This is a genomic window from Sulfurimonas sp. RIFOXYD2_FULL_34_21 (assembly GCF_001830805.1).
Taxonomy (GTDB): Bacteria; Campylobacterota; Campylobacteria; order Campylobacterales; family Sulfurimonadaceae; genus Sulfurimonas.
The window spans coordinates 20,387-42,895 of sequence record NZ_MICH01000008.1; the positions used below are offsets into that span (position 1 = coordinate 20,387).

General features: G+C 35.5%; 23 protein-coding genes. 9 read left to right on the top strand and 14 right to left on the bottom strand.

Annotated elements, in window-relative coordinates:
• Window positions 1–2: 2 nt before the first annotated feature.
• From leuS to yajC, 6 genes are all read right to left on the bottom strand, one after another.
• A complete protein-coding gene (leuS, locus tag A2530_RS04955) occupies window positions 3–2,471 on the bottom strand; it encodes a leucine--tRNA ligase (protein WP_294886190.1) in 2,469 nt (822 codons plus the stop codon).
• 9 nt (window positions 2,472–2,480) lie between these two features.
• Window positions 2,481–2,819, bottom strand: coding sequence for a DUF6394 family protein (locus tag A2530_RS04960; RefSeq protein ID WP_294886192.1), 339 nt, complete (start codon window positions 2,817–2,819; stop codon window positions 2,481–2,483).
• A 74-nt stretch (window positions 2,820–2,893) separates the two neighbouring features.
• Complete coding sequence (locus A2530_RS04965) at window positions 2,894–3,082, bottom strand: PLDc N-terminal domain-containing protein (protein ID WP_294886193.1); 189 nt, start codon at window positions 3,080–3,082, stop codon at window positions 2,894–2,896.
• Window positions 3,083–3,154: 72 nt separating this feature from the next.
• Window positions 3,155–4,126 carry a protein translocase subunit SecF gene (secF, locus tag A2530_RS04970; protein WP_294886195.1) on the bottom strand — a complete coding sequence of 324 codons (972 nt, stop codon included), beginning with the start codon at window positions 4,124–4,126 and terminating at the stop codon, window positions 3,155–3,157.
• A gap of 2 nt (window positions 4,127–4,128) precedes the next feature.
• Window positions 4,129–5,694 carry a protein translocase subunit SecD gene (secD, locus tag A2530_RS04975; RefSeq protein ID WP_294886197.1) on the bottom strand — a complete coding sequence of 522 codons (1,566 nt, stop codon included), beginning with the start codon at window positions 5,692–5,694 and terminating at the stop codon, window positions 4,129–4,131.
• Entirely contained in the window at window positions 5,684–5,950 is a 267-nt protein-coding gene (gene yajC, locus A2530_RS04980; RefSeq protein WP_294886199.1) for a preprotein translocase subunit YajC, read from the bottom strand. Before yajC ends, secD begins: the two co-directional genes overlap by 11 nt.
• Window positions 5,951–6,052: 102 nt before the next feature.
• Here yajC and A2530_RS04985 point away from each other — a divergent pair, with 102 nt between their 5' ends.
• Genes A2530_RS04985 through A2530_RS05000 form a run of 4 tightly spaced genes read left to right on the top strand, consistent with a single transcriptional unit; the run spans window position 6,053 to window position 10,591 of the window.
• Complete coding sequence (locus tag A2530_RS04985; protein ID WP_294886200.1) at window positions 6,053–7,288, top strand: apolipoprotein N-acyltransferase; 1,236 nt, start codon at window positions 6,053–6,055, stop codon at window positions 7,286–7,288.
• Between the two features lie 56 nt (window positions 7,289–7,344).
• Window positions 7,345–9,447 carry an RNA degradosome polyphosphate kinase gene (locus A2530_RS04990; protein ID WP_294886202.1) on the top strand — a complete coding sequence of 701 codons (2,103 nt, stop codon included), beginning with the start codon at window positions 7,345–7,347 and terminating at the stop codon, window positions 9,445–9,447.
• A 1-nt stretch (window position 9,448) separates the two neighbouring features.
• On the top strand, window positions 9,449–9,976 hold the full coding sequence (locus A2530_RS04995; RefSeq protein WP_294886203.1) for a gamma carbonic anhydrase family protein: 528 nt from the start codon (window positions 9,449–9,451) through the stop codon (window positions 9,974–9,976).
• A gap of 3 nt (window positions 9,977–9,979) precedes the next feature.
• Window positions 9,980–10,591, top strand: a complete 612-nt coding sequence (locus tag A2530_RS05000; protein ID WP_294886205.1) for a TRIC cation channel family protein — start codon at window positions 9,980–9,982, stop codon at window positions 10,589–10,591.
• Between the two features lie 37 nt (window positions 10,592–10,628).
• Here the strand turns inward: A2530_RS05000 and argJ are convergent, their stop codons facing one another.
• The 3 genes from argJ to rpmB are packed head-to-tail and all read right to left on the bottom strand — an operon-like array spanning window position 10,629 to window position 13,144.
• Window positions 10,629–11,807, bottom strand: coding sequence for a bifunctional glutamate N-acetyltransferase/amino-acid acetyltransferase ArgJ (gene argJ / locus A2530_RS05005; protein ID WP_294886208.1), 1,179 nt, complete (start codon window positions 11,805–11,807; stop codon window positions 10,629–10,631).
• Window positions 11,800–12,936: a TrkA family potassium uptake protein gene (locus tag A2530_RS05010; RefSeq protein WP_294886209.1), complete on the bottom strand. Its 1,137-nt coding sequence runs from the start codon at window positions 12,934–12,936 to the stop codon at window positions 11,800–11,802. The genes argJ and A2530_RS05010 overlap by 8 nt, the downstream gene beginning before the upstream one ends.
• A gap of 19 nt (window positions 12,937–12,955) precedes the next feature.
• On the bottom strand, window positions 12,956–13,144 hold the full coding sequence (gene rpmB, locus A2530_RS05015) for a 50S ribosomal protein L28 (RefSeq protein ID WP_294886210.1): 189 nt from the start codon (window positions 13,142–13,144) through the stop codon (window positions 12,956–12,958).
• 157 nt (window positions 13,145–13,301) lie between these two features.
• Between rpmB and A2530_RS05020 the strand changes: the two genes are divergently transcribed.
• From A2530_RS05020 to A2530_RS05040, 5 genes are read left to right on the top strand one after another with little or no spacing between them, the layout of a single operon-like run.
• Entirely contained in the window at window positions 13,302–14,099 is a 798-nt protein-coding gene (locus tag A2530_RS05020; RefSeq protein WP_294886212.1) for an HDOD domain-containing protein, read from the top strand.
• Complete coding sequence (locus tag A2530_RS05025; protein ID WP_294886214.1) at window positions 14,096–15,490, top strand: chemotaxis protein CheX; 1,395 nt, start codon at window positions 14,096–14,098, stop codon at window positions 15,488–15,490. Before A2530_RS05020 ends, A2530_RS05025 begins: the two co-directional genes overlap by 4 nt.
• A 44-nt stretch (window positions 15,491–15,534) precedes the next feature.
• Window positions 15,535–16,176 carry a ribulose-phosphate 3-epimerase gene (gene rpe, locus A2530_RS05030; protein WP_294886216.1) on the top strand — a complete coding sequence of 214 codons (642 nt, stop codon included), beginning with the start codon at window positions 15,535–15,537 and terminating at the stop codon, window positions 16,174–16,176.
• Complete coding sequence (locus tag A2530_RS05035) at window positions 16,176–16,763, top strand: phosphoribosylanthranilate isomerase (RefSeq protein WP_294886218.1); 588 nt, start codon at window positions 16,176–16,178, stop codon at window positions 16,761–16,763. Before rpe ends, A2530_RS05035 begins: the two co-directional genes overlap by 1 nt.
• 10 nt (window positions 16,764–16,773) lie before the next feature.
• Complete coding sequence (locus tag A2530_RS05040) at window positions 16,774–17,565, top strand: 3'-5' exonuclease (RefSeq protein ID WP_294886220.1); 792 nt, start codon at window positions 16,774–16,776, stop codon at window positions 17,563–17,565.
• 6 nt (window positions 17,566–17,571) lie between these two features.
• On the opposite strand, the gene accA is transcribed toward A2530_RS05040, so the two are convergent.
• The 5 genes from accA to gpmI form a co-directional block, all read right to left on the bottom strand.
• Window positions 17,572–18,507 (bottom strand): acetyl-CoA carboxylase carboxyl transferase subunit alpha, encoded by a 936-nt coding sequence (gene accA / locus A2530_RS05045; protein WP_294886222.1) that lies wholly within the window; start codon window positions 18,505–18,507, stop codon window positions 17,572–17,574.
• A 15-nt stretch (window positions 18,508–18,522) separates the two neighbouring features.
• Window positions 18,523–19,740, bottom strand: coding sequence for a beta-ketoacyl-ACP synthase II (locus A2530_RS05050; RefSeq protein ID WP_294886224.1), 1,218 nt, complete (start codon window positions 19,738–19,740; stop codon window positions 18,523–18,525).
• A gap of 102 nt (window positions 19,741–19,842) precedes the next feature.
• Window positions 19,843–20,070 carry an acyl carrier protein gene (acpP, locus tag A2530_RS05055; protein WP_294886226.1) on the bottom strand — a complete coding sequence of 76 codons (228 nt, stop codon included), beginning with the start codon at window positions 20,068–20,070 and terminating at the stop codon, window positions 19,843–19,845.
• Between the two features lie 132 nt (window positions 20,071–20,202).
• Window positions 20,203–20,949: a 3-oxoacyl-ACP reductase FabG gene (gene fabG / locus A2530_RS05060; protein WP_294886227.1), complete on the bottom strand. Its 747-nt coding sequence runs from the start codon at window positions 20,947–20,949 to the stop codon at window positions 20,203–20,205.
• 20 nt (window positions 20,950–20,969) lie between these two features.
• Window positions 20,970–22,445, bottom strand: coding sequence for a 2,3-bisphosphoglycerate-independent phosphoglycerate mutase (gene gpmI, locus A2530_RS05065; protein WP_294886229.1), 1,476 nt, complete (start codon window positions 22,443–22,445; stop codon window positions 20,970–20,972).
• Window positions 22,446–22,509: the final 64 nt, after the last annotated feature.

Sequence of the window (22,509 nt, forward strand, 5' to 3'; positions counted from 1 at the left end):
CACTAATCCTTAATTACTAAATTAACTAACTTCTTAGGAACTACAATCTCTTTTATTATATTCTTTCCTTCAAGCCATTTTGAAGCACTCTCTTTAGCAATAGATATAATATTTTCATCCGATTCGTCAGAGGCAACCTCTATCTCGCATCTTCTCTTTCCGTTAATAGAGACGCCTAAAGTAATTGTATCTTCAACAAAAACTTCTTCTATAACTTTTTGTACTCTAAGGTTGTTAAGAGAAAAATATTTACTGCTTATCTCCCAACATGTATGTGGGATTACAGGTTCCATTATTGATGTTAAAATCCAATAAGCTTCACTCCAAACATCACTGTTTGCTTGCAGATTTAACGCATTCATAGCTTCCATAACACCGGCTATCATAGTGTTGAAAGTATATTTTTCACCGTAAACATCGTTCGCTCTAACTAATGCTTCATACACTTTTTTTCTTGCAAACTTCTCCTCTTTTGATAAAGAGGAGTGAACGATCGCAGGTATAGTATCCGTTTTATATATGTTTGAGCTTCTCTCGTAAAATCTTTTTATAAACCTGTAAGCCCCTTCAACAGCGCTGTCATTCCACTCAAGCTCTTGTGTCGGAGGAGCGGCAAAAAGGATAAAAAGTCTTGCCGTATCTGCACCGTATTTTTCAATCAATGCATCAGGATCAACCGTATTTCCCTTTGACTTACTCATCTTGGCACCGTCTTTTAAAACCATACCTTGCGTCAATAGTCTCTCAAAAGGTTCATCAAAATCCAAATAACCCAAATCGCGAAATACTTTTGTAAAAAATCTTGCATACAAAAGGTGCAGTATTGCATGTTCAATCCCACCGATATAGTGATCAACTCCTTCATGCCCGTTTTGGTGCATCCAGTACTTAATCTGCTCCGCTGAAAATGCCTCGTTCTCCCAGTTTTTAGGCGATGCACAAAATCTTAAAAAATACCAGCTAGATTCAACAAAAGTATCCATGGTGTCCGTTTCACGGATGGCATCTTTTCCACAAGAAGGACATTTACAATGTTTCCAAGTCGTATGATTTTCAAGAGGATTTCCTTCACCGTTAATTAACACGTCATGAGGAAGAGCAACCGGAAGATTCTCTTTTTTCTCCATAACGATACCGCAATCATTACAATGAACAAAAGGTATAGGTGCACCCCAATATCTTTGACGTGAAACACCCCAATCTTTTAATTTGTAATTGGTTGTTTTTTTGCCTATCTTTTTTTCTTCAAAATACTCTATTATCTTTGACTGAGCATCTTTGGAGTTAAGAGTGTTAAAACTCTCCGAGTTAAACAACTCTCCTATTTCAGTATATGCTTTATCACAGTTTGCTTCGCCTTCAAACGGTTTTATTACCGCATTGATAGGCAAATCATACTTTTTGGCAAAATCAAAATCTCTCTCATCATGGGCAGGAACAGCCATAACGGCGCCGCTTCCGTAATCCATAAGAACAAAATTGGCTACCCATACAGGCACCGATTTTTTCGTTAGAGGATGAATAACATGTAAATTCAGCGGCACACCGCTTTTTTCTTTTTGTCTATCTATAGATGAAGCATTTTTCATCTCATTTATTTTAATAACTACTTCTTTATCTAAAAGATTGTTCTCAATCATATAAGAAACTATCTCATGCTCAGGTGCTAAAGCAGTATAACTTACTCCGTAGATTGTATCGGGACGAGTAGTAAAAACATCAAAACTTTTAAATTTGTTATTTAGTTTTTCAAGCGATGCTTCATCAAATGCTAAGTCAAACGCCAAACCGTTTGATTTTCCTATCCAATTCTCCTGCATAGTAAGAACTTGCTTCGGCCAACCGCCTTCAAGCTTTTTCAAATCATCTAAAAGCTCGTCGCCATATTGTGTAATTTTAAAGTAGTATTGGTTCATATCTTTTTTGACAATAGGCGTATCACATCTCCAGCAACAACCATCAACCACCTGCTCGTTTGCTAAAACAGTTTGATCATGAGGACACCAATTTAAGAACCCTTTTTTACGGTATAAAAGACCTTTTTCGTACATGTCTATTATAAAACCCTGCTCGAACTTCGTATAAAGCTCATCACTGGTTGCAAGTTCACGCTCTTTTGAAAAGGAGAACCCTAAAGTCTTGAATTCACCCTTCATGTAGTCTATATTGTCGTAAGTCCACCCTTTTGGGTGTGAACCGTTTTTAATAGCCGCATTTTCCGCAGGCATACCAAAACTGTCAAAACCGATTGGATGAAGAACATTAAAACCTTGCTGACGGTAATATCTAGCAAAAGCATCACTTAGCGTATAATTTCTAACATGTCCCATATGAAGTCGCCCACTAGGAAACGGAAACATACTTAAAATATATTTTTTCTCTTTTGTAAAATCTTCGCTAGGCTCAAAACTTCTATTTTTTGCCCAATATTCTTGCCACTTTGCTTCTATGGCTTTTGAACTATATTCCAACAATTACTCCTAATACTCATCACGATTTTTTGAACTCTCTATATAAACCAATCCTACAGAGAAAAGATTTGCAATTAATGCACCTATAGTTAAAGCTATAGCCCACTCTAAATTTCCTACAATTTCAAGGTAAATAAACGCAGGTATAAGATGTAAATCGGCAACTAAAGACGAAGCCAGAAGTTCTGCAGATAGAAGATTTCTTACACCGATTTTTAAAAACGTAGAAACTAAGTTTAAACTGCCCGCAACAAACAGTGCAACTGCACTATGCTCATACAAAAAGCCTGCGATTGATGTTAAACTCATCAACGAGAAAAATACGTATATTACCTTACCCCAATCCATACCGACACCTTAGCTTTAAATTAATTGTGCAGATTATACAAAAAGTATCTTAAGTAGTGACTGAAGTCTTTTTCTCACTTATTTTGAAGTAAATTTTTTTTCATAAATAGATAAAAAAAAGCTAAAAACGGGACAAAAATTATACCTATCGACCAAAATACTTTTTGCTTTTTATCTTTAAATTCGCTAGTAAATACTGAAATAATGCTATATAGCCAGAAAACTATAAAAAGAAAGAAAATAACTAACGTAACGTTGCTCATAATAGACTCCTTTTGGAATGATTATAGAACTTGTTACATTAATTTAATCAAAGAATATAAAGTTAATATACTTTACATAACCCCTGATTCAAACTGAGATCTCATTCTCTCTTTTTCCGCTTCTCTTTTTGCTTTTTCGGCAAGTTTTACATGATAGTTTTTCACATCAAATCCAAGCACTAGTAAAATTGGGGAAGCTACAAAGATTGAAGAGTATGTCCCTACAACAATACCTACTAAAAGAGTAAATGCAAAAGCGTGAATAATTTCACCGCCGAACATAAAAAGGGTAAATACTACAAAAAGCGTCGTAAGCGATGTCAGAGTTGTTCTTGAAAGTGTATTTGTTATTGAATCATCAATAATCTCGCTAAATTGTGTATCTCTATTTTTTGTTATACCCTCACGAATGCGGTCAAACACTATAATAGTATCATTTAACGAATACCCTAAAATAGTAAGAAGTGCAGCTAATACATCCAGATTTACCTCAAGACCCACTAAAGCAATTGCTCCTGCGGCAATAGAGATATCATGAACAAGCGCTATAATTGAAGCTAGCGCAAATCTCCACTCAAATCTAAAAGCAACATAAATTAAGATTCCCAAAATAGCCAAGAAAAGAGACATTATACCTTTTTCTTTTAATTCGCTTCCGACTTTTGGACCGACTATATCAACACGGCGAATCTCAAACTCTCCGGTATCTTTAAGTGCCTCACGGGTTACGTCGCCTATATCTACCGTAACATTTCCGGTAGTAGTTCTCATACGAATAACAACTTCTTCTTTTGAGCCAAACTCTGTTATCGATGCGCCCTCAAAAATTTCATTGCCCTTTAGCTTCTCTCTCATTGTATCAATAGGCGCAGCACTATTATATTTAACTTGAACTATCGTTCCTCCGGCAAAATCAACACCATAATTGAGACCTTTTGTCGCCAATACTACAAAAGAACCTAAAACCATAACTATTGACAAAATCATTGCAAGCTTTGACTTACCCATAAAATTAAAGGTTCTTGTATATTTGAAAAATTCCATTATCAGCCCTTAATCCCAAACCATAAAAGGTTATTTTTACTTTTTTGAACTCTATTCTCTAACATCTGATAAATCCCGTGTGTTCCAAGAATTGCCGTAAGCATAGAAGCTAAAATACCTATACTTATAGTAATTGCAAAACCTTTGATTGCACCGGTTCCATAGGCATATAAAACGACTGCTGCTATAAGTGTAGTAATATTTGCGTCCAGAATGGCACGCATAGCATTTGAATAACCGTCTTCAATCGCTTTATGTATAGATACGCCTTCATGCAAAAGCTCACGAATTCGCTCTGAAATAATAACATTAGCATCTACTGCCATACCGACAGTTAGAACTATCCCCGCCATTCCGGGAAGCGTAAGAGTAGCACCGAAGAGACTCATAACTGCTAAAATAATAAACAGATTTGCGATTAAAGCAATATTTGCGATAACTCCTGCCATTCTATAATAGACAATCATAAACGCTATAACTAAGACAAATCCGCCGATAAGCGCAATCATACTGGCTTTAATGCTATCAGCCCCTAAACTAGGCCCTACCGAGCGTTTTTCCATTAAATAAATCGGTGCCAAAAGAGAGCCTGAACGAAGAGCAATAGCTAAATCTTTAGCTTCCATAACAGTGTAGTTACCGGAAATTTGTCCGCTTCCACCGCCTATACGCTCATTGATATTTGGAGCAGAATAAACTTTACCATCAAGAACTACTGCTAATCTTTTTCCAACACTCTTTCCTGTAAAATCTCCGAATATCTCCGCACCCTCTGCATTTAGTGAAAAGTTTATCAAAGGGCGGTTATTCTGATCAAATCCAACATGAGCATCAGTTAACATTCCTCCATCAAGTATAGGAATTTCTCTAACCAAATGTTTGATTTTAGGATTTGAAGCATCTTCTAAAATAACATCGCCATAAGATGCGGCATCACTATCGCTCATGCTATAAACTCTACCTGCCCTATCTTCATCAACAGCCATTAACTCAAGTTTTGCGGCACGTGAAATAAGCTCACGAGCGCGTTGTTCTTCTTCTGCGGTTTTAATACCTGCTAATTCAACAAGAATCTTCTCTTCGCCTTGACGGGCAACTACAGGTTCGGCTAACCCAAACTGGTCAAGTCTGTTTCTAATTGTCTCTATTGCTTGAGAAATTGCCTGTTCTTGTGTTTTTAGTATCTCTTCTTTGCTAAGACTTAAGGTAACTTTCTCACCTTCGACAACAACGATAGAACCATTTATTTTAGATAAAAACTCTTTTATAGTTTTTGTATCATCTTTATCTAAAAGAGTAAATGTCACTCTATTTTCATCAAAACTAAGAGAATCAATCAATATATCTTTTCTCTCTCCGTAATGTTTAATACTTGCCGCAATTGATTTTATACGTGATTTTAAAGCTTCGTCTGTTTTTACGCCAAGAAGCATGTGCAGACCGCCTTGAAGATCAAGCCCTAGAGTAATTTTTTTTCCATCTTGCATCTGAAGTAGTGACGGAGCAGAGAAAAATAGACCAAAAACTATAGAGAGTGTAAAAATTACTACGCGATAATTAAGCTTCATCCTCGTACTTTCTAATAACTGAATCTTTAGTCATTTTTACAATTGTATCTTCGTTTATTTTAACGCTTAAAAAATTCTCTTCAACCTTATGAACTACTACTATAAGCCCGCCGCCCGTAATAACTTTATCGCCTTTTTTCAGAGCTTCTATCATCTCTTTTCTAGTTTTTGCCTCTTTTTGTTGTGGACGAATAATTACAAAATACATAATTGCAATTAAAAATATAAACGGTAATAGTTGACTTAATATCTCCATGACTCTTAACTTCCTTTGAATAAATTGGAGCGATTATACAAAAAGTAAATTAATAGAAGACTGAAAAGCGCTATAATTTCAAATCATAAACAAGGCTTAAATATGGTTGAAAAACTAAAAAACATTAAAATTAAATATAATCCCATACTATTTGATTTAACAGTTGGAGTTATAGTTTCACTTCTTTTTAGTGCTTTTTTATATCTGGAAAATTTTGGATTTACAATAAAAATATTAAATACTATTTTTGGTATTCTCTCTTTAGCACTTCTTTTATACATACCAAAAAGAGCAGTTTTAATAGCCGGATTTTTTATAGGCTTACTTTGGTTTTACTGGATTGGATACAGTTTTAAATATAACGGTGTCGGATATCTATCTCCTATTATCACATTAATATTTGCAACTGTTTACATGTTGTTTTTTGGTGTTTTAGCTCTTACAAACAGTGTGGCTCTTAGAGCGGTTTTCCTTTTTGCTTTAAGTTTTTTTGAACCTGTTGATTTTAACTGGCTTCAAATCGAACTTCTTTTTGTAGATAGTTATTTTGGCGTTTTTAAATATCAGCTTGCAATAATACTTCTAGCTCTCTCTGCTCCAAACTACATAAAGACATATAGATATTTACCTCTTTTGCTTCTTTTCTTTGCATTAAATTTTAATTATCCTATTCAAAAAGATGCTCCTCTTAAAATAAAGCTTGTCGCTACAGACATTAATCAAGATCAAAAGTGGGAGAGAGAGAATCTTGCTTTGACGATTAAAATGATTTTCTCGGAAATAAGCAGTGCAATAAAGGAAAACTATGACGTAGTTGTTTTGCCTGAATCTGTTTTTCCGTTTTACATGAACGAAGCACCGGCGGTTATAGATAAACTAAAAGTTCTATCAAATGAGATTGCAATCGTTACAGGCTCACTCTTAAGAGAAGGTACTAAGCACTATAACGTAACTTATATATTTAACGAGGGAAATTTTGAAGTAGCAAAAAAACTGGTTTTAGTTCCTTTTGGGGAGTATATTCCGCTTCCTTCGTTTATTAAAAAATATGTAAACGATGTTTTTTTCGCAGGAGCATCTGATTTTAAAACAGCCACAGAACCTACCGATTTTACAATTAAAGGAGTAAAGTTTAGAAATGCTATATGTTATGAGGCTACATGTAAAGAAATTTATGAGGGAGATGTAGATTTTGTTGTAGCTACAAGCAACAATGCTTGGTTTTATCCCTCAATTGAACCGACTTTGCAAAAACTTTTGATGAGATTTTATGCCCGTAAAAATGGAGTTACAATCTATCATAGCGCTAATTGGAGAGGCACTGCAATCATAAAGTAACCTTTATTGGATATAATTCCTTTTATTATTAAAAATTATTTTTATAAGGTTTTATGATGTTAAATCTCAAAAATCCGGACTTGTACAACAACCGTGAATTATCATGGCTTCAATTTAATACGAGAGTTTTAAAACAGGCTCAGGATGAGTCGCTTCCGCTTTTGGAACGTCTTAAGTTCTTAGCTATCTATGGAACAAACCTAGATGAGTTTTACATGATTAGAGTAGCAGGTCTTAAAAAACTCTTTACTGCAGGTATAATAGTCTCAAGTGCAGACAAACTTACACCTCTTCAACAACTTCGTGAAATAAGAAAATATCTTCATCAAGAACAACAAGTAGTTGAACACTGTTTAAACGGTATTTTAAAAAAGCTAGAGCCTGAGGGTATCAGAGTCAAATACTATGACGAACTGAACCAAAATGAAAAGCATAAGTTAAATAGATATTTTAATGAAAATATATATCCAGTTATAATTCCTATTGCCGTTGATGCGACACACCCGTTCCCGCATCTTAACAACCTTAGCTTCGGTCTTATCGTAAAATTAAGCGACAGCGACAACAGCTCTATAGAGAGATTCGGTATTGTTCGCGTTCCGAGGGTTTTAGAGAGATTTATAGAGCTTGATAACGGAACTTATATCCCAATCGGAAGTGTTGTAGCACAACATATCGGAGACCTTTTCCCAGGTTATACTCTTATAAAGTATGCTGCATTTAGAGTAACCAGAAATGCTGATATTGAGATAGAAGAAGAGGAAGCAGACGACTTTTTAGAGATTTTGGAAGAAGGACTGAAACTTCGCCGAAAAGGTGCTATGGTTAGACTCGAGGTAGGAATAAACGGAGATGATGAAATAGTAAGTTTTTTCAATCGTCATACAAACGTATATCAAGATGATATATATAAATTCCACACTTTTTTAAATTTATCTAGTCTTTGGCAGATTGTCTCAAATAAAAATTTTGCACATCTTTTAGCGGCTCCATACAAGCCGAAGACTCTACCGCCACTAGAAAACAGTGAAAATATATTCACGACTTTAGAGAAACAAGATATCTTGCTATATCATCCTTACGAGAGTTTTGACCCGATAATTCAGCTGATTCAAACGGCTGCAAAAGACCCTGACGTAGTATCAATCAAAATGACTCTTTATCGCTCAGGAACGGATTCGCCAATTGTAAAAGCCCTTATGAATGCAAGCGAATCAGGCAAACAGGTTACCGTTATGGTTGAACTAAAAGCTAGATTTGATGAGGAAAACAACCTTATCTGGGCAAAAGCACTTGAAAAAGCAGGCGCACATGTTATTTACGGAATCAAAGGTTTTAAAGTTCATGCAAAAGCAACACTTATAACAAGAAGAAAAAACGGAAAACTAAAGCAGTACGCACACTTAGGAACCGGTAACTACAATCCTGCTACTTCAAAAATATATACGGATATGAGCTATTTGACATCTAAAGATGAAATTACTAACGATATGACTAGATTTTTTCATTTTTTAACAGGCTTTAGCAAAAAAGGTAAACTTAACGAGCTTTACATGTCACCGTCTCAGATAAAACCTAAAATTTTATCTCTAATTCAAAACGAGACAAGAAAAGGTTCTAACGGTCAAATAATTGCAAAACTCAACTCTCTTGTGGATGATGACGTAATTAGAGCTTTATATAAAGCTAGTCAAGCAGGTGTTAAAGTTGACCTTATCGTACGCGGAGTGTGTTGCTTAAAACCAAATATTGCAGGAGTTAGCGAAAATATAAGAGTTATCTCAATTTTGGGAAAATATCTTGAACACTCAAGAACATTCTATTTTAAAAACGATGAGACAAAAGTGTATATCTCAAGTGCCGACTGGATGCCTAGAAACTTGATGAGACGTATAGAACTCTTAACTGCGATTAAGGATGATAAAGCCAAAGATAAAATCATCCAAATATTAAAACTTCAATGTGCAGACAATACTTTAGCACATGAACTTCAAAGCGACGGTTCATACATCAAAATAAAAAATGACGATAGCAAAACTATAAACAACCATAAACATTTGGAAGATTATGTAAACAGAGTATCTAAAGCAATAGCCAAAGAGAGTGCAAGTTCGGTTGAGCAGCTTGCTTCAAATATATTTATTGAGGAGGAGCGCTGAGATGTTATACAGTTTTAAAGATATGGAACCAAAACTAGGAGAAGGAACTTGGGTTGCACCTTCTGCAGACGTTGTAGGAGACGTAACATGCGGGAAAGAGTGTTCTATCTGGTTTGGCACGGTAATAAGGGGCGATGTTCATTACATAACAATCGGGGATAGGGTAAGCATTCAAGATTTAAGTATGGTTCATGTTACACATCATAAAAAGGCTGATAGAAGCGACGGATATCCTACTATAATAGGCAATGACGTAACAATAGGTCATCGCGTTATGCTTCATGGATGTACTATAGAAGATGCTTGTCTAATCGGAATGAGCGCTACAATACTTGACGGCGCAGTAATAGGTAAAGAGTCGATTGTAGGAGCAGGCGCACTTGTAACAAAAAATAAAGTATTCCCCCCTCGTTCACTTATTATGGGAAGTCCGGCAAAAGTTATAAGAGAGTTGAGCGATGAAGAGGTAAAAGAGCTATATGCTTCAGCTAATAGATATGTAGAGTTTAAATCTCACTATCAAAAATAGACTATGCCGGAGTTTTTTATATACGCTGATATTATCGGCATTATCGCTTTTAGTATCAGCGGTTTTTTGATAGCAATTAAAAATAACTTAGATATTTTAGGTATATTAATAGCTTCGACATTAACGGTTTTTGGCGGAGGAATTATTAGAGATACAATTTTAAATGCAACGCCTTTTGCTTTTTCGTATCTCTACCCTGCTTTAACATTTTTGATTACGCTTATAATTGTTTATACATTTAAAATATACCAAAAACCATCATTTGAGAAAAAATGGATATTTGTTATAAGCGACACTATCGGCCTTGTATCTTTTAGCATAACGGGTGCCATTCTTGCAATAAATGCAGAGTATAATTTTTTTGGAATTATTATATTAAGTTTTATATCTGCAATGGGCGGTGGGGTTACAAGAGATATTTTGATAAATCAAGTACCATCAGTTTTAGTAAGTGACTTTTACGGCTCCATAGCAGTTATAGTCGCTCTTTTACTTGGTATTTTAAATATGTTTGATTATATCAATGAATTTACGATTGTCTCTACCGCACTACTTAGCATAGCACTTAGACTGATTGCTTATAAAAAGGCGTGGAATCTGCCAACACTCGGCTAAATGACATGTGAAAATTTATCACATGTCAATTTTGTAACTAAGTTCTATAATCCGCATTTATCTTAACGTATTCATGTCCCAAATCACATCCATACGCTTTAAAGCTGCCATTACCTATACCTAAATCACAACTAATAGTAAATTTTTGATGCTGCATAACAACTGCACACTTTTTTTCCATCTCAGCATCAAAATAAATATTGCCTTTATCGTAAACGCAAAGATTATCAAACGATATTTTAAGCTTATCTTCATAAGCCTCTACTCCGCTTGCTCCGATGGTCGAAGCAATTCTCCCCCAATTTGGGTCCTCGCCAAATAACGCAGTTTTGACTAAAAGTGAATCTGAAAGTGCTTTTGCAGCTATTTCAGCTTCTTTGTCATCTTTAGCACCAGTTACCTTATAGGTTACCAACTTTGTAGCACCCTCGCCGTCTCTTACCATCTCTAGTGCTAAAAAGTGCATTACTTTAAAGAGAGCCTCGGCAAATGCTGCTTTATCGTAAGCACCGCTTTTAGAGTTTGCAAGAAGTAAAACAGTATCGTTTGTAGAGGTATCGCCGTCCACGCTTATTGCATTAAAAGTGGTTTTTACTGCCTCATCAAGAGCTTCTTGCATATCTGATTTTGATACCTTAGCATCAGTCGTGATAAAGCAGAGCATTGTAGCCATTGCAGGGTTTATCATCCCGGCACCTTTTGCTATTGCCCCTATATTAAAACTGCTTCCATCATCAAGTTTTACGTTAAATGCTATCTCTTTTGCAAATGTATCTGTCGTCATTATCGCTTTTGAGGCACTATTTGAATCTTTTTTACTCAAATCAAAAAGTTTCATACCCTCAATAATTTTAGCTTTTGGAAGCCTTACGCCTATTACGCCCGTAGAACTCATAATGGGATTTTTCACACTATCTTTACATGTAGAGAGTACCTCTTTTATATCTTCTACTCCGGCTTCTCCCGTCATTGCATTTGCATTTTTAGAGTTAATAACTATAAAATTACTCTTAAAGTCACCCATAGAACGAAAATGTCTAATCGGTGCGGCACACATTTTATTTGTTGTAAAAACCGAGGCTACGACACACTCAACGTCGCTGTATATAAATGCCATGTCATTTGCACCGTCTTTTTTTAGACCGGCACTAATGCCATCGGCAAAAAAACCATCACTTAAACAAACTCCACCTTGTGAATAAACTATATTATACAAATTTCAGCTCCTTTGGCTTATCTCTTCTTCTTAAAAGCTCTTTAGTTACGCTAATACCTTTTTGTGTACCTATTACTAGCAGTTTACACTCACTTGTAATAAGAACATCGCCTTTTGGCATAGCGGCAAATTTACCGTCTTTTTTTCTAATTCCGACTACGGAAGTATTTGTTATTTCTCTAATATGAGTCTCTCTAAGTTTTTTTAAAACTGCCCAGCTATATTTAGGCACTTCAATCTCTTCCATGTCCAAAGGGTTGTCACTTTGATACAAAAACTCTTCAAGCAGATTTTCCATATCCGGACGAGCCGCCATTGCACTAACTCTTTGAGCTGTTAGTTTTGTAGGAGAAACAACAGTATCAGCTCCTAGCTTTTTTAATTTTTCAACATCACTGGCACTCTCTGCCGATGAGATTACATAGTATGGTCTTGGCAAAAAATGCTCTTTTTCAAACAATCTAACCGAAGCTATCAAAGCAATATTATCTGAAATCGAAGCCGATAACGTTACCAATCCTTTTGCAGATGAGAGATGCGCTTTTAGCATTGTAAGTTCGGCATGAGGTTCTGCTTTCAAATATGTCGTATAATTATGTTGCTGAGCCCACTGATGAATCTCTTCCCTTGGGTCAACTACTACAAAAGGTATATGATTTTTCCTTAACTCTTTTGTCACTTCAAGAGTATAATCATTGTGATAACATACAACAAAGTGCTTTTTAAGTCTTGCTATACTGTATAACATTCTTCTCTCCTTCATTATATTGCTAAGGTCGCCTTTTCTAACAACATCGACTACAATACCGATGGCAACCGTAAAAACCGTAAAACCCAATATTATAAGAGTTACGGTAAATATTTGACCTACCGCTGAAAACTCTTCCTCTTTTAATGAACCGAATCCAACAGTAGTGAATGTATATCCGGATTGAAATATAGCATCCATTATCGTGTAATCTTCTATGTATATGTAACCCAAAGTTCCTACAAGCATAAGCATTTGGATTAAAATAAGCGGTGTTCTAAAAGGTAAAAGTTGGGAATAAAACTCATTATTGAGTGTTACATGAGGTTTGGGAGATGACTCCCAATGTAGAAAATTTCGAATCTTCTCTAAGAGATTCAAGTTAATTTCCTAATTTATCTTAAGAGTTTTTCTTAAGTGTGCGTAGCTCTCTTGCAGAGATTTTAACTTTTTTAGTTGTACCGTCTTCTAAAGTAATACGTACTGTTCTAAGATTTAATAAAAAACGACGTTTTGTTCTATTCTTAGCGTGAGAAACATTGTTTCCGCTCATTGGGCCTTTGCCACTTATAGCACATTTTCTTGCCATATTAGCTTCCTTATATTAGGTTTTAAAGTTGCGAATTATAACAAGCCCAAACAAAACTTCTGCTTAAGGGTAAATACAATTACGTTTCTTTTGTATTTTTATAATTATTTTATCCATAAGTAGATAGAATAGACAAAATCAACTATAATGCGGCAAAATGATAACAAAAGACAAAATAGAGAGCTTCATAGAAAAAATACCGCCTTCGCCAAAAATTCTAAAAGAGACAATTTCACTTCTTAACGTAGGCGAACTTACTAAAGCTGCAAAAGTTGCCGAGGGCGACTTGGCACTTAAAGCATATCTTAAAAACATTGTAAACAAGCCTATCTACGGTTTTAAAAATGAAGTTAGCGATATCTCTCAGATATTTGGCATTCTTGGGGTTTCTCTCTCGCAACAGACTTTATACAACTACATGATATCTCTTTTAAGCCCTAATAAATGGGTTTTATTTAAATTAAATGCCAAGTTATTCCATGAACTTCAAGCAAATTTATCAAAAAAGTGGGAGACTATACTAAAGCATCTAAAAATTGATGATAAAAATATATATGCCGCTATTAGCCTACTTCCGGCAAGTATTATAGTAACCGAGGCGCTATTTGTTCAAAAAATTGATGATGTAAATCTTTTAAGAACAACAAAAGCTCTTGATTTTAATACAATTTTAATTCGTCTTTGCGGAGTCAGTCTCTTTGATGTTTGTGAGCAAATAGCACAAAAGTGGGAAATGGATTCAAAAATCTCGCAAATAGTTCAAGCTTCATCAGGAGTCAAACCATCGGACAATAAAGAGATTAATCAACTTGGAAAATGGATGCACCTTCTGCTCTTTTATGAACTATCTAAACCTGCTTTTATAGAAGCAAGGTTAAACGATTTTGTCGATTTTCAGATTGAGTATATTGAAGATATATATAATGAATTTGCATCGCTTATGGAGATTCAATGAAGCCCGTAGTTAAAAATTCAATTGCCGTTTTTTCTCCTCAAGGTTTTTTAGACGGAAATAGTGCAGGAGCCTTTTTATGTATTGAAGATATTGAGGCAACCGTCAATTTAAAAGTTGATATGATTTTGGTTTCACTTAAAAAAGTTGTTTTTTTTAATCGCAACGGTTTAGATACTTTTATAAAACTTTTTTACAAAATTCGTAAAAATAATCATGCAGCGGTCGGCTTTTGCGATTATGACCGTAAAAAGTATGTTGCCATAAAAAATTTTTATCAAGATGAAATATATTTTTCACTTTTTAAAACTTTGGATATAGCTTATCTTTTTTCATCCAGCTTTAAAAATCAAAATAAAAATATTTTAATATACAGCAGTGATAGATCTCAGCGTACTGCAATTGCAATAGAATTGCATGATAATGGACACAATACCATTATTGCTCAATCTCTTGAAGAGTTTGATGATAAAAAAGAGAAAACAAATCTATATGATTATATTATTGATTCAACCTTTTTAGGACAGATGGGACAAAAGGTCGCAACAAGAGTAACAGGAAACGCTATTATATATACTATTTCTATGTTTTTAGATGTCGAAATAAGCAATAAGTTTAATATAGAGTACCACAACAACTCACTAAACGTAGGCTTTAGACTTTTTATATTTGATGCCTATAAAGTAATTAGCATGAACATACATGCTCTTAACTTTTTTTCTAGGCTTGCTAGTTCTGCTGCAGAATATAACGCCACTATCTGTTTTGTAGGAATGAAGTTTGACAAAGCACCTGAAACATTTAGAGATACACTAGAAGATTCGGGAATACTTTTTTACGAACAAATGGACGATATCCTCCAAAATAAAGAACTCCTAAAGGAGCTAGGTGCTAGCAGTGCATCAAATGTAAAAAACAAAAGAGTATTAAATAAAGAAAATGTAACGGAGTTACCGAAATTTATCGATGCTACCGTAATTACGATTGAGATGATGACTAATGCAAAAGCGATAAAAGAGTCTGCTAGTGTGCAAAAGTTAATTATAAACAATAAAGAGGGAAAAATTGCAAGTTCTATCGGCTATTACGGCGATATTGACGGCATGGTTGTTTTGATTTTTCCATCTGGTATAGCAAAAAAAGCATGTGAGTTGTTGATAGGAGAAAATACTGATGATTTAGAGATGATTTTAGATACTCTTGCAGAGCTTGTAAATATTGTAGGCGGAAAAATTAAAACCCTTCTTGCTGACGAAGGAATAAGTGTTAATATAACACTTCCTAGAACTTATCATGACGTTGATAGTCTGCTTGAGGTTGTTGAAAATAGAAAAGGCGTTCAGGTCGATTTGTCCTTTAACGGAGATACTTTTTTATTTTTCTTAACAAGATAAAAGATACAAAACTGTATAATCGCGCCATTTATAAAGGAGAGTTAATGAAAGTAGCTCCTAGTGTTTTATCCGCAGATTTTGGCAATCTACAAAGAGATATCGAGGCTATATGTAAAGCAGGATGCGATTTTGTACATGTAGATGTAATGGATGGGCATTTTGTTCCGAATTTGACGATAGGACCTGTTGTAGTATCAGCAATCGCAAAGTGTGCAACTAAGCCGCTTGACATTCATCTCATGGTTGAAAACAACACTTTTTTTGTTGACCTTTTTGCTCCGCTAAAACCTGAATATATCTCTTTTCATATAGAAGAGGAAAAACACCCTCACAGGCTTATTCAAAAAATTCGCTCACTCGGTATAAAGCCGGCTATCGTTTTAAATCCACATACTCCACCTGAAGCTATAGAGTATCTTTTACAAGATTTAGATATGGTTTTGTTAATGAGTGTAAATCCTGGGTTTGGAGGACAAAGTTTTATTGAGAGCGTTATACCAAAAGCAAAAAGATTAAGTGCTATGAGAGATAAAATAAATCCAAAATGCCTTATAGAAGTTGACGGCGGAGTAAGTGATAAAAATATTCACATGTTAAAAGATGCGGGTGTTGATATTGTAGTCGCCGGAAGTTATGTGTTTAACCATTCAAACAAAAAAGAAGCCATAGAGAGCCTACAAATCTAATGCGTTGTAAAATTTGCGGTATAACATCTTATGAAGATGCAATGGAAGCAATAGAAGCAGGTGCAGATGCGTTGGGATTTGTTTTTTATGAAAAATCTCCTAGATACATTTCACCGTCTGATGCGAGAAAGATTATAAAAAAATTACCTCCTTTTGTTGAAAAAGTAGCCCTTTTTGTCAACTGTGATGCCCAAGTAATAAATTCATACTGCCAAGAAGCAGGAGCAACTTTAGCTCAAATCCATTTTGACGCTCCTGATAAACTGTACGAACAACTCTTTGTTCCTTACATAAAGGTTATACGGGCAAAAGAGCCTAAAGATATATTGCAATTTAGTGATGAATATAGACTTGTAGATACTTATTGCGAAACATACGGCGGCTCAGGAAAACAACTTAATCTAGAATGGTTTAAAGATATTGATTGTTCAAAAATTATTTTAGCCGGTGGATTAACTCCGCAAAATGTATCTTTAGTAAAGCAGTATAGATTTTACGGTGTTGATGTCAGTAGCGGAGTAGAATTCTCTTATGGTAAAAAAGATAGTAATAGGGTTATGGAATTTATAAAAAATGCAAAAAACTAAGTTGTAGCAGATGCTTATTAATGATTTTTCACTAGATGCTAAAAGTATTCACAAATTATCCTCAATAGGACTCTCCTCAAAAACACTAAGAGAGCAGATTGATGACGACTTAGACTTTTCTCTTGAACTCTGGCATTCGCAGGGCTTAGAGATTTTAAAACAGCAAGGATCATTTTTCTTTGCAACAAAGTTTATCTCCATAGAAGATGCAGAATTTTGTATAGTAGATATTGAAACTAACGGCTCAAAAATAGATAAACATCAGATAATAGAGCTTGCTGCAGTAAAAGTTAAAAACGGAAAAATTATAGACAGTTATGAGTCACTCGTTCAGTGTCATGAGATAAATCAACACATTACGGAAATAACAGGTATCACTGTAGAAGATACAAAAGATGCACCTACTCTTAAAAAAGTAATGTATGATTTCAAAAATTTCTTAGGAGACGCTGTTTTTATAGCGCATGATGTGAAGTTTGATTATAAATTCATATCTCTTAGTATGCAAAAAATAGGACTTGCTCCGCTTCTAAACAGAAGTCTTTGCTCACTATCATTGGCTGAAAGAACAATTGAGTCATATAGATATGCTCTCTCTTACTTAAATGAATCATTTGATCTAAATCCTGATGCAATTCATCACAGAGCTATGAGCGATGTTATAACAACTTATGAGCTTTTTAAATTATCACTTGCAAATTTAGATAAAGATGTAAAAACTGTTGAAGATTTTATAAAGTTTTCAAAAGAGGCAAAAAGGTTAAAAAGACCTAAATTTGACCCTTTGTTAAAAGAGATTTGAAAATACCTATTCGCTAAATGCGCCCACACTCACAAGCTTGTTGTATCTCATATCCATTCTTTCTTGATTAGACATTTCACGAAGTTTGGCAAGCTCACTTAGAAAATAATCAGCTATTGCAACAGCAGCGGCTTCTTTATCTCTATGTGCACCTATTAACGGCTCATCAATAATGTCATCAATTAGCTTTAACTCTTTTAAATCTCCGCTTGTAATTTTCATAGCATTTGTGGCCGCCTCTGCTTTTGCCGGGTCATTCCATAATATTGCAGAACACCCCTCAGGCGAAATAACGCTAAATACAGAGTATCTCATCATAGCAAATTTATCGGCAACACCTATTGCCAATGCTCCACCACTTCCGCCTTCACCTATTACCACAGAGACCGTTTGTGTGTTGAGGGCTGAGAGTTCTAAGAGATTTCTAGCAATTGCTTCACTCTGATTTCTCTCTTCTGCTCCGATACCTGGGTATGCACCAGGAGTATCAATTAGCATAAGGACAGGAATATGAAATTTTTCAGCCAATTTTGCCGCACGAAGTGCTTTTCTATACCCTTCCGGATGAGGCATACCAAAATTTCTTTTTATTTTATTTTTTGTTCCGCGACCTTTTTGTTCGCCTATAACCATAACTTTTTCATTGCCTATGTAGCCAAGATAGCATAAAATAGCAGCATCATCACGAAAATGTCTATCTCCATGTATCTCATATTTATCTCTCATAATTAGATTAATATAATCAAGCGCATATGGTCTATCTATGTGACGCGCAAGCTGAAGCTGTTGAAACGGAGATAGGTTATTAAATATCTTTGAAACTTCTTTGTCTAAGTTTGCCTTGAGAGATTCTACTGCACCTTCATCATGGCGAACTTGTGCAGATATAATATCTTCTTGAATAAATTTAATTTTGCTCTCAAAATCTAAATATGTTGCCAAAATAAATCCTTGTACTTAGATTTTTTTAAAAATTAACACACCGTTTGTTCCACCAAAACCAAAAGAGTTGCTCATTACTGTATTAAGCTCGGCATATCTTGCTTTATTTGGAACAATATCTAAATCACAATTTTCATCAGGTGTCTCATAATTTATTGTCGGAGGAATAATTCCATCACGCATTGCTAATAAACATGTAACAGCTTCTATACCGCCTGCAGCACCAAGACAATGACCGATTTGCCCTTTAATAGAACTCATCGGGGGACAATTCTCTTTTCCACCTAGCAACTCTTTTACTGCCGCAGTTTCATTTTTGTCATTTATAGGAGTGCTTGTCCCATGTGCATTTACATAATCAAGCTTAGGATTACCTGCCATTTTATATGCTGCCCTCATAGCACGCGAAGGACCGTCAAGGCTCGGCGTTGTAATATGGTTAGCGTCTCCGCTTTCGCCAAAACCTATAATTTCGCCATATATATTTGCTCCACGAGCAATTGCATCTTCATAACTCTCTAATATAAGTGCTGCAGCGCCTTCACCCATAACAAAACCGTCACGATCTGTGTCAAAAGGACGAGAAGCTTTTTTCGGCTCTTCATTTCTAGTTGAAAGCGCTTTCATAGCAGCAAAACCGCCAACACCTGCTCCTGTAATCGCACACTCTGCAGAGACTACCAACATCTTGTCTGCTCCACCGCACATAATAGTTTTAACAGCTTCACTTATAGCGTGAGTTCCCGCAGCACATGCGGTAACACTTGAAAGGTTTGGACCTTTTGTTCCGTGTTCTATAGAGACAAAACCGCCAAGCATATTTACAAGAGCACCAGGAATAAAAAACGGACTGATTCTTTTTGGACCTTTTGTCTCAATAATAATGGAATTTTTCTCAATAGACGGAAGTCCGCCGATACCAGAACCTGCACTAATACCGAATCTTTCCATATCCGTATCTTCAGGCAAGTTTGCATCAAGCATAGCTTCTTGAGCTGCTTTTAGTCCAAGATGTATAAATCTATCAGCTTTCTTTACCTCTTTTGGAGCCATAACAGTCTCTGGGTCAAAGTTTTTAACTTCTCCTGCAATTTTAACACTGTAATTTTCTGGATCAAAAAGAGTGATTGTGTCAATTCCGCATTCGCCATCACAAATAGCTTTAAAAGAACTCTCTTTATCATTTCCAACTGCATTTATCATGCCTAAACCAGTAACTACAACTCTTCTCATTAAAATCTCCGTATAAATATATAAAATACTTTTAAATAACCAGAAAACTAGCTATTAAAAAATATTTACTACTGAGGGCTACTCAGTAGAATTTTTAGATAATTATTTGCTTTCGATATAATTAACTACATCTTTAACAGTTTGAATTTTTTCAGCTTCATCATCAGGAATTTCGATATCGAATTTCTCTTCAAGTGCCATTACTAATTCAACTACATCAAGGCTGTCAGCACCTAAATCTTCAACAAACTTCGCGTCTTCTTTTACTTCGTCAGCATTTACGCCTAATTGTTCTACTACTACTTCTTTAATATCGTCTAAAAGTGCCATTCTAGCTCCTATGTTTTATATGTAAAATCTCGTAATTGTAGCATATTTAACTTAAATAAACTAACAGCAAAAAAATAAAATATTGAATACTTAAGCCCCTAATCAAAGTGTTTTGATAGAGTAAAATATGACTTACGCCATATTCATTCCGCCGTTTACTTTGAGTGTCTCTCCCGTAATGTAGCTAGAGTGGTCAGAGAGTAAAAAGGCTGTCGCCTCTGCTATTTCACTAGGATTTCCAAAACGTGCCATAGGTATTTTGGAAGTAAAACTGCTTTTGACTTCATCACTTAAAACATCCGTCATTTCTGTTGCTATAAAACCGGGTGTTACGGTGTTGTAGCGAATACCGCTCGTTGCCGATTCTATTGCAAAACTTTTTGTCATAGCAATTACTCCGCCCTTACTTGCAGAGTAGTTTGTCTGTCCGCCGTTGCCTGTTTCACCGACAATTGAAGCAATATTTACAACTGAGCCGAATTTTTTCTTTCTCATTGCTTTCATAGCTTCACGGCATCCAATGAAACATGATAAAAGGTTGGCATTTATAACTGACATAAAATCTTCACTCTTCATACGAATTGCCAGTTTATCGTTCGTAATCCCTGCATTGTTTACAAGATAACTAAGCTCTCCGTCACAATCAACAATAGTCTTAATTGCATCAACGAATGCATCTTCATCGCTTACATCAAAACCGATTACCGCTGCACTTCCGCCTGAGGCTTCGATAGCATCTTTCACTTTATCCGCCTCTGTTGCGCCGTTTCTGTAGTTTATCCAAACTTTAAGCCCATAACCTGCTAAAACTTTTGCAATTTCTGCACCTATACCGCGACTTGAACCGGTTACTAAAACATTTTTTCCGCTAAATTTCATTTTTTTATTCCTTATATTTTTTAGATTAGACTGTGATCCATCTCAGATGGTACTTCAATATTCATAAGTTTTAAAACAGTAGGTGCGATATGATTTAATCCGCCGTTTTCAACTTTGCTTACTCCGTCTGCTTCAACAAAACACCACACTTTTCCAACGGTATGATTTGTCAAGATATTTCCATCATTATCTCTCATCTCTTCACAGTTTCCGTGATCTGACGTAATAACAACCGCATAGTCCATCTCTTTTGCTTTTTGTAAAATTTTGCCAAGCTCACTATCTACCGCAGTTACTGCTTTCTTTGCCGCTTCAAAATTACCGGTATGCCCTACCATATCGCCGTTTGCAAAATTAACTACCACAAAATCAAACTCATCATCCATAGCTTTTAATACAACATCACCGACTTTCTTTGCACTCATTTCTGGCTTCTCATCATAAGTTTTTACATTTGGAGACGGAATCAAAACTCTTGTTTCATTTTCGTAAGGTTCGTCAATTCCTCCGTTAAAAAAGAATGTTACATGTGCATATTTTTCTGTCTCTGCCGTATGAAGCTGTCTTAGCCCTGCTTTTGAAATTATCTCTGAGAGAGTATTTTGCGGAGCATCTTTTTTAAACAAAACCGGGTAAGAGAAGCTCTTATCATACTCGGTAATCGTTGCAAGATTTACATCTACATGTACTCTTGAGAACCAGCTAAAATTTTTATCTGCAATAGCAGTTACCATCTCTCGCATTCTATCGCTTCTAAAGTTTATTGTCAGTACGCTGTCTCCGTCTCTCATCCCATCATAGCCCTCAAATGCCACTGGAGCAACAAATTCATCCGTATCTCCAAGAGCATAAGATGAGCCTATATATCCTGAGGGTTCATAGTCTGTTTTTGGAGTCGCATTTATTATAGCTTCATAAGCTCTCTCTACTCTTTCCCAGCGGTTATCTCTATCCATTGCATAAAAACGACCGCTTATTGTAGCGATTTTCACATTCTCGTTTAAATGCAATTCAACTTGTTTGATATATCTTTGTGCAGAAGTCGGAGAGACGTCTCTACCGTCTGTTATAAGGTGCAAAAAAACTTCTTTACCCTCTTTTGCCGCGATATCGGCTATCCCCATAAACTGGTCTATGTGTGAGTGAACACCGCCGTCACTCATTAGCCCGATGATATGAAGCCTATCCGATTTATCTAAAAGATTTTTGAACTCTTCATTGTCTTTAAATCTGTTTTCACTAAGTGCTAGAGATATTTTTACTAAATCCTGATATAAAATTCTACCGCTTCCTATGCTCATGTGTCCTACTTCAGAGTTTCCCATCTGACCTTCAGGAAGTCCAACACTAAGTCCGTAAGTATCAATCAGAGAGTGAGGAGTATTTGAAAATAGTTTGTCATAAGTCGGTTTTGTTGCATGATAAAATGCATTGTATTCTGTCTTTGAACAGTAGCCGATACCGTCCGTTATGACTAAAACAGCTTTTTTTGTCAATTTTTATCCTTCTAACAAAAGTTTTATGCAATTATACTATAATGTCATTTTTATTTTACAAGGA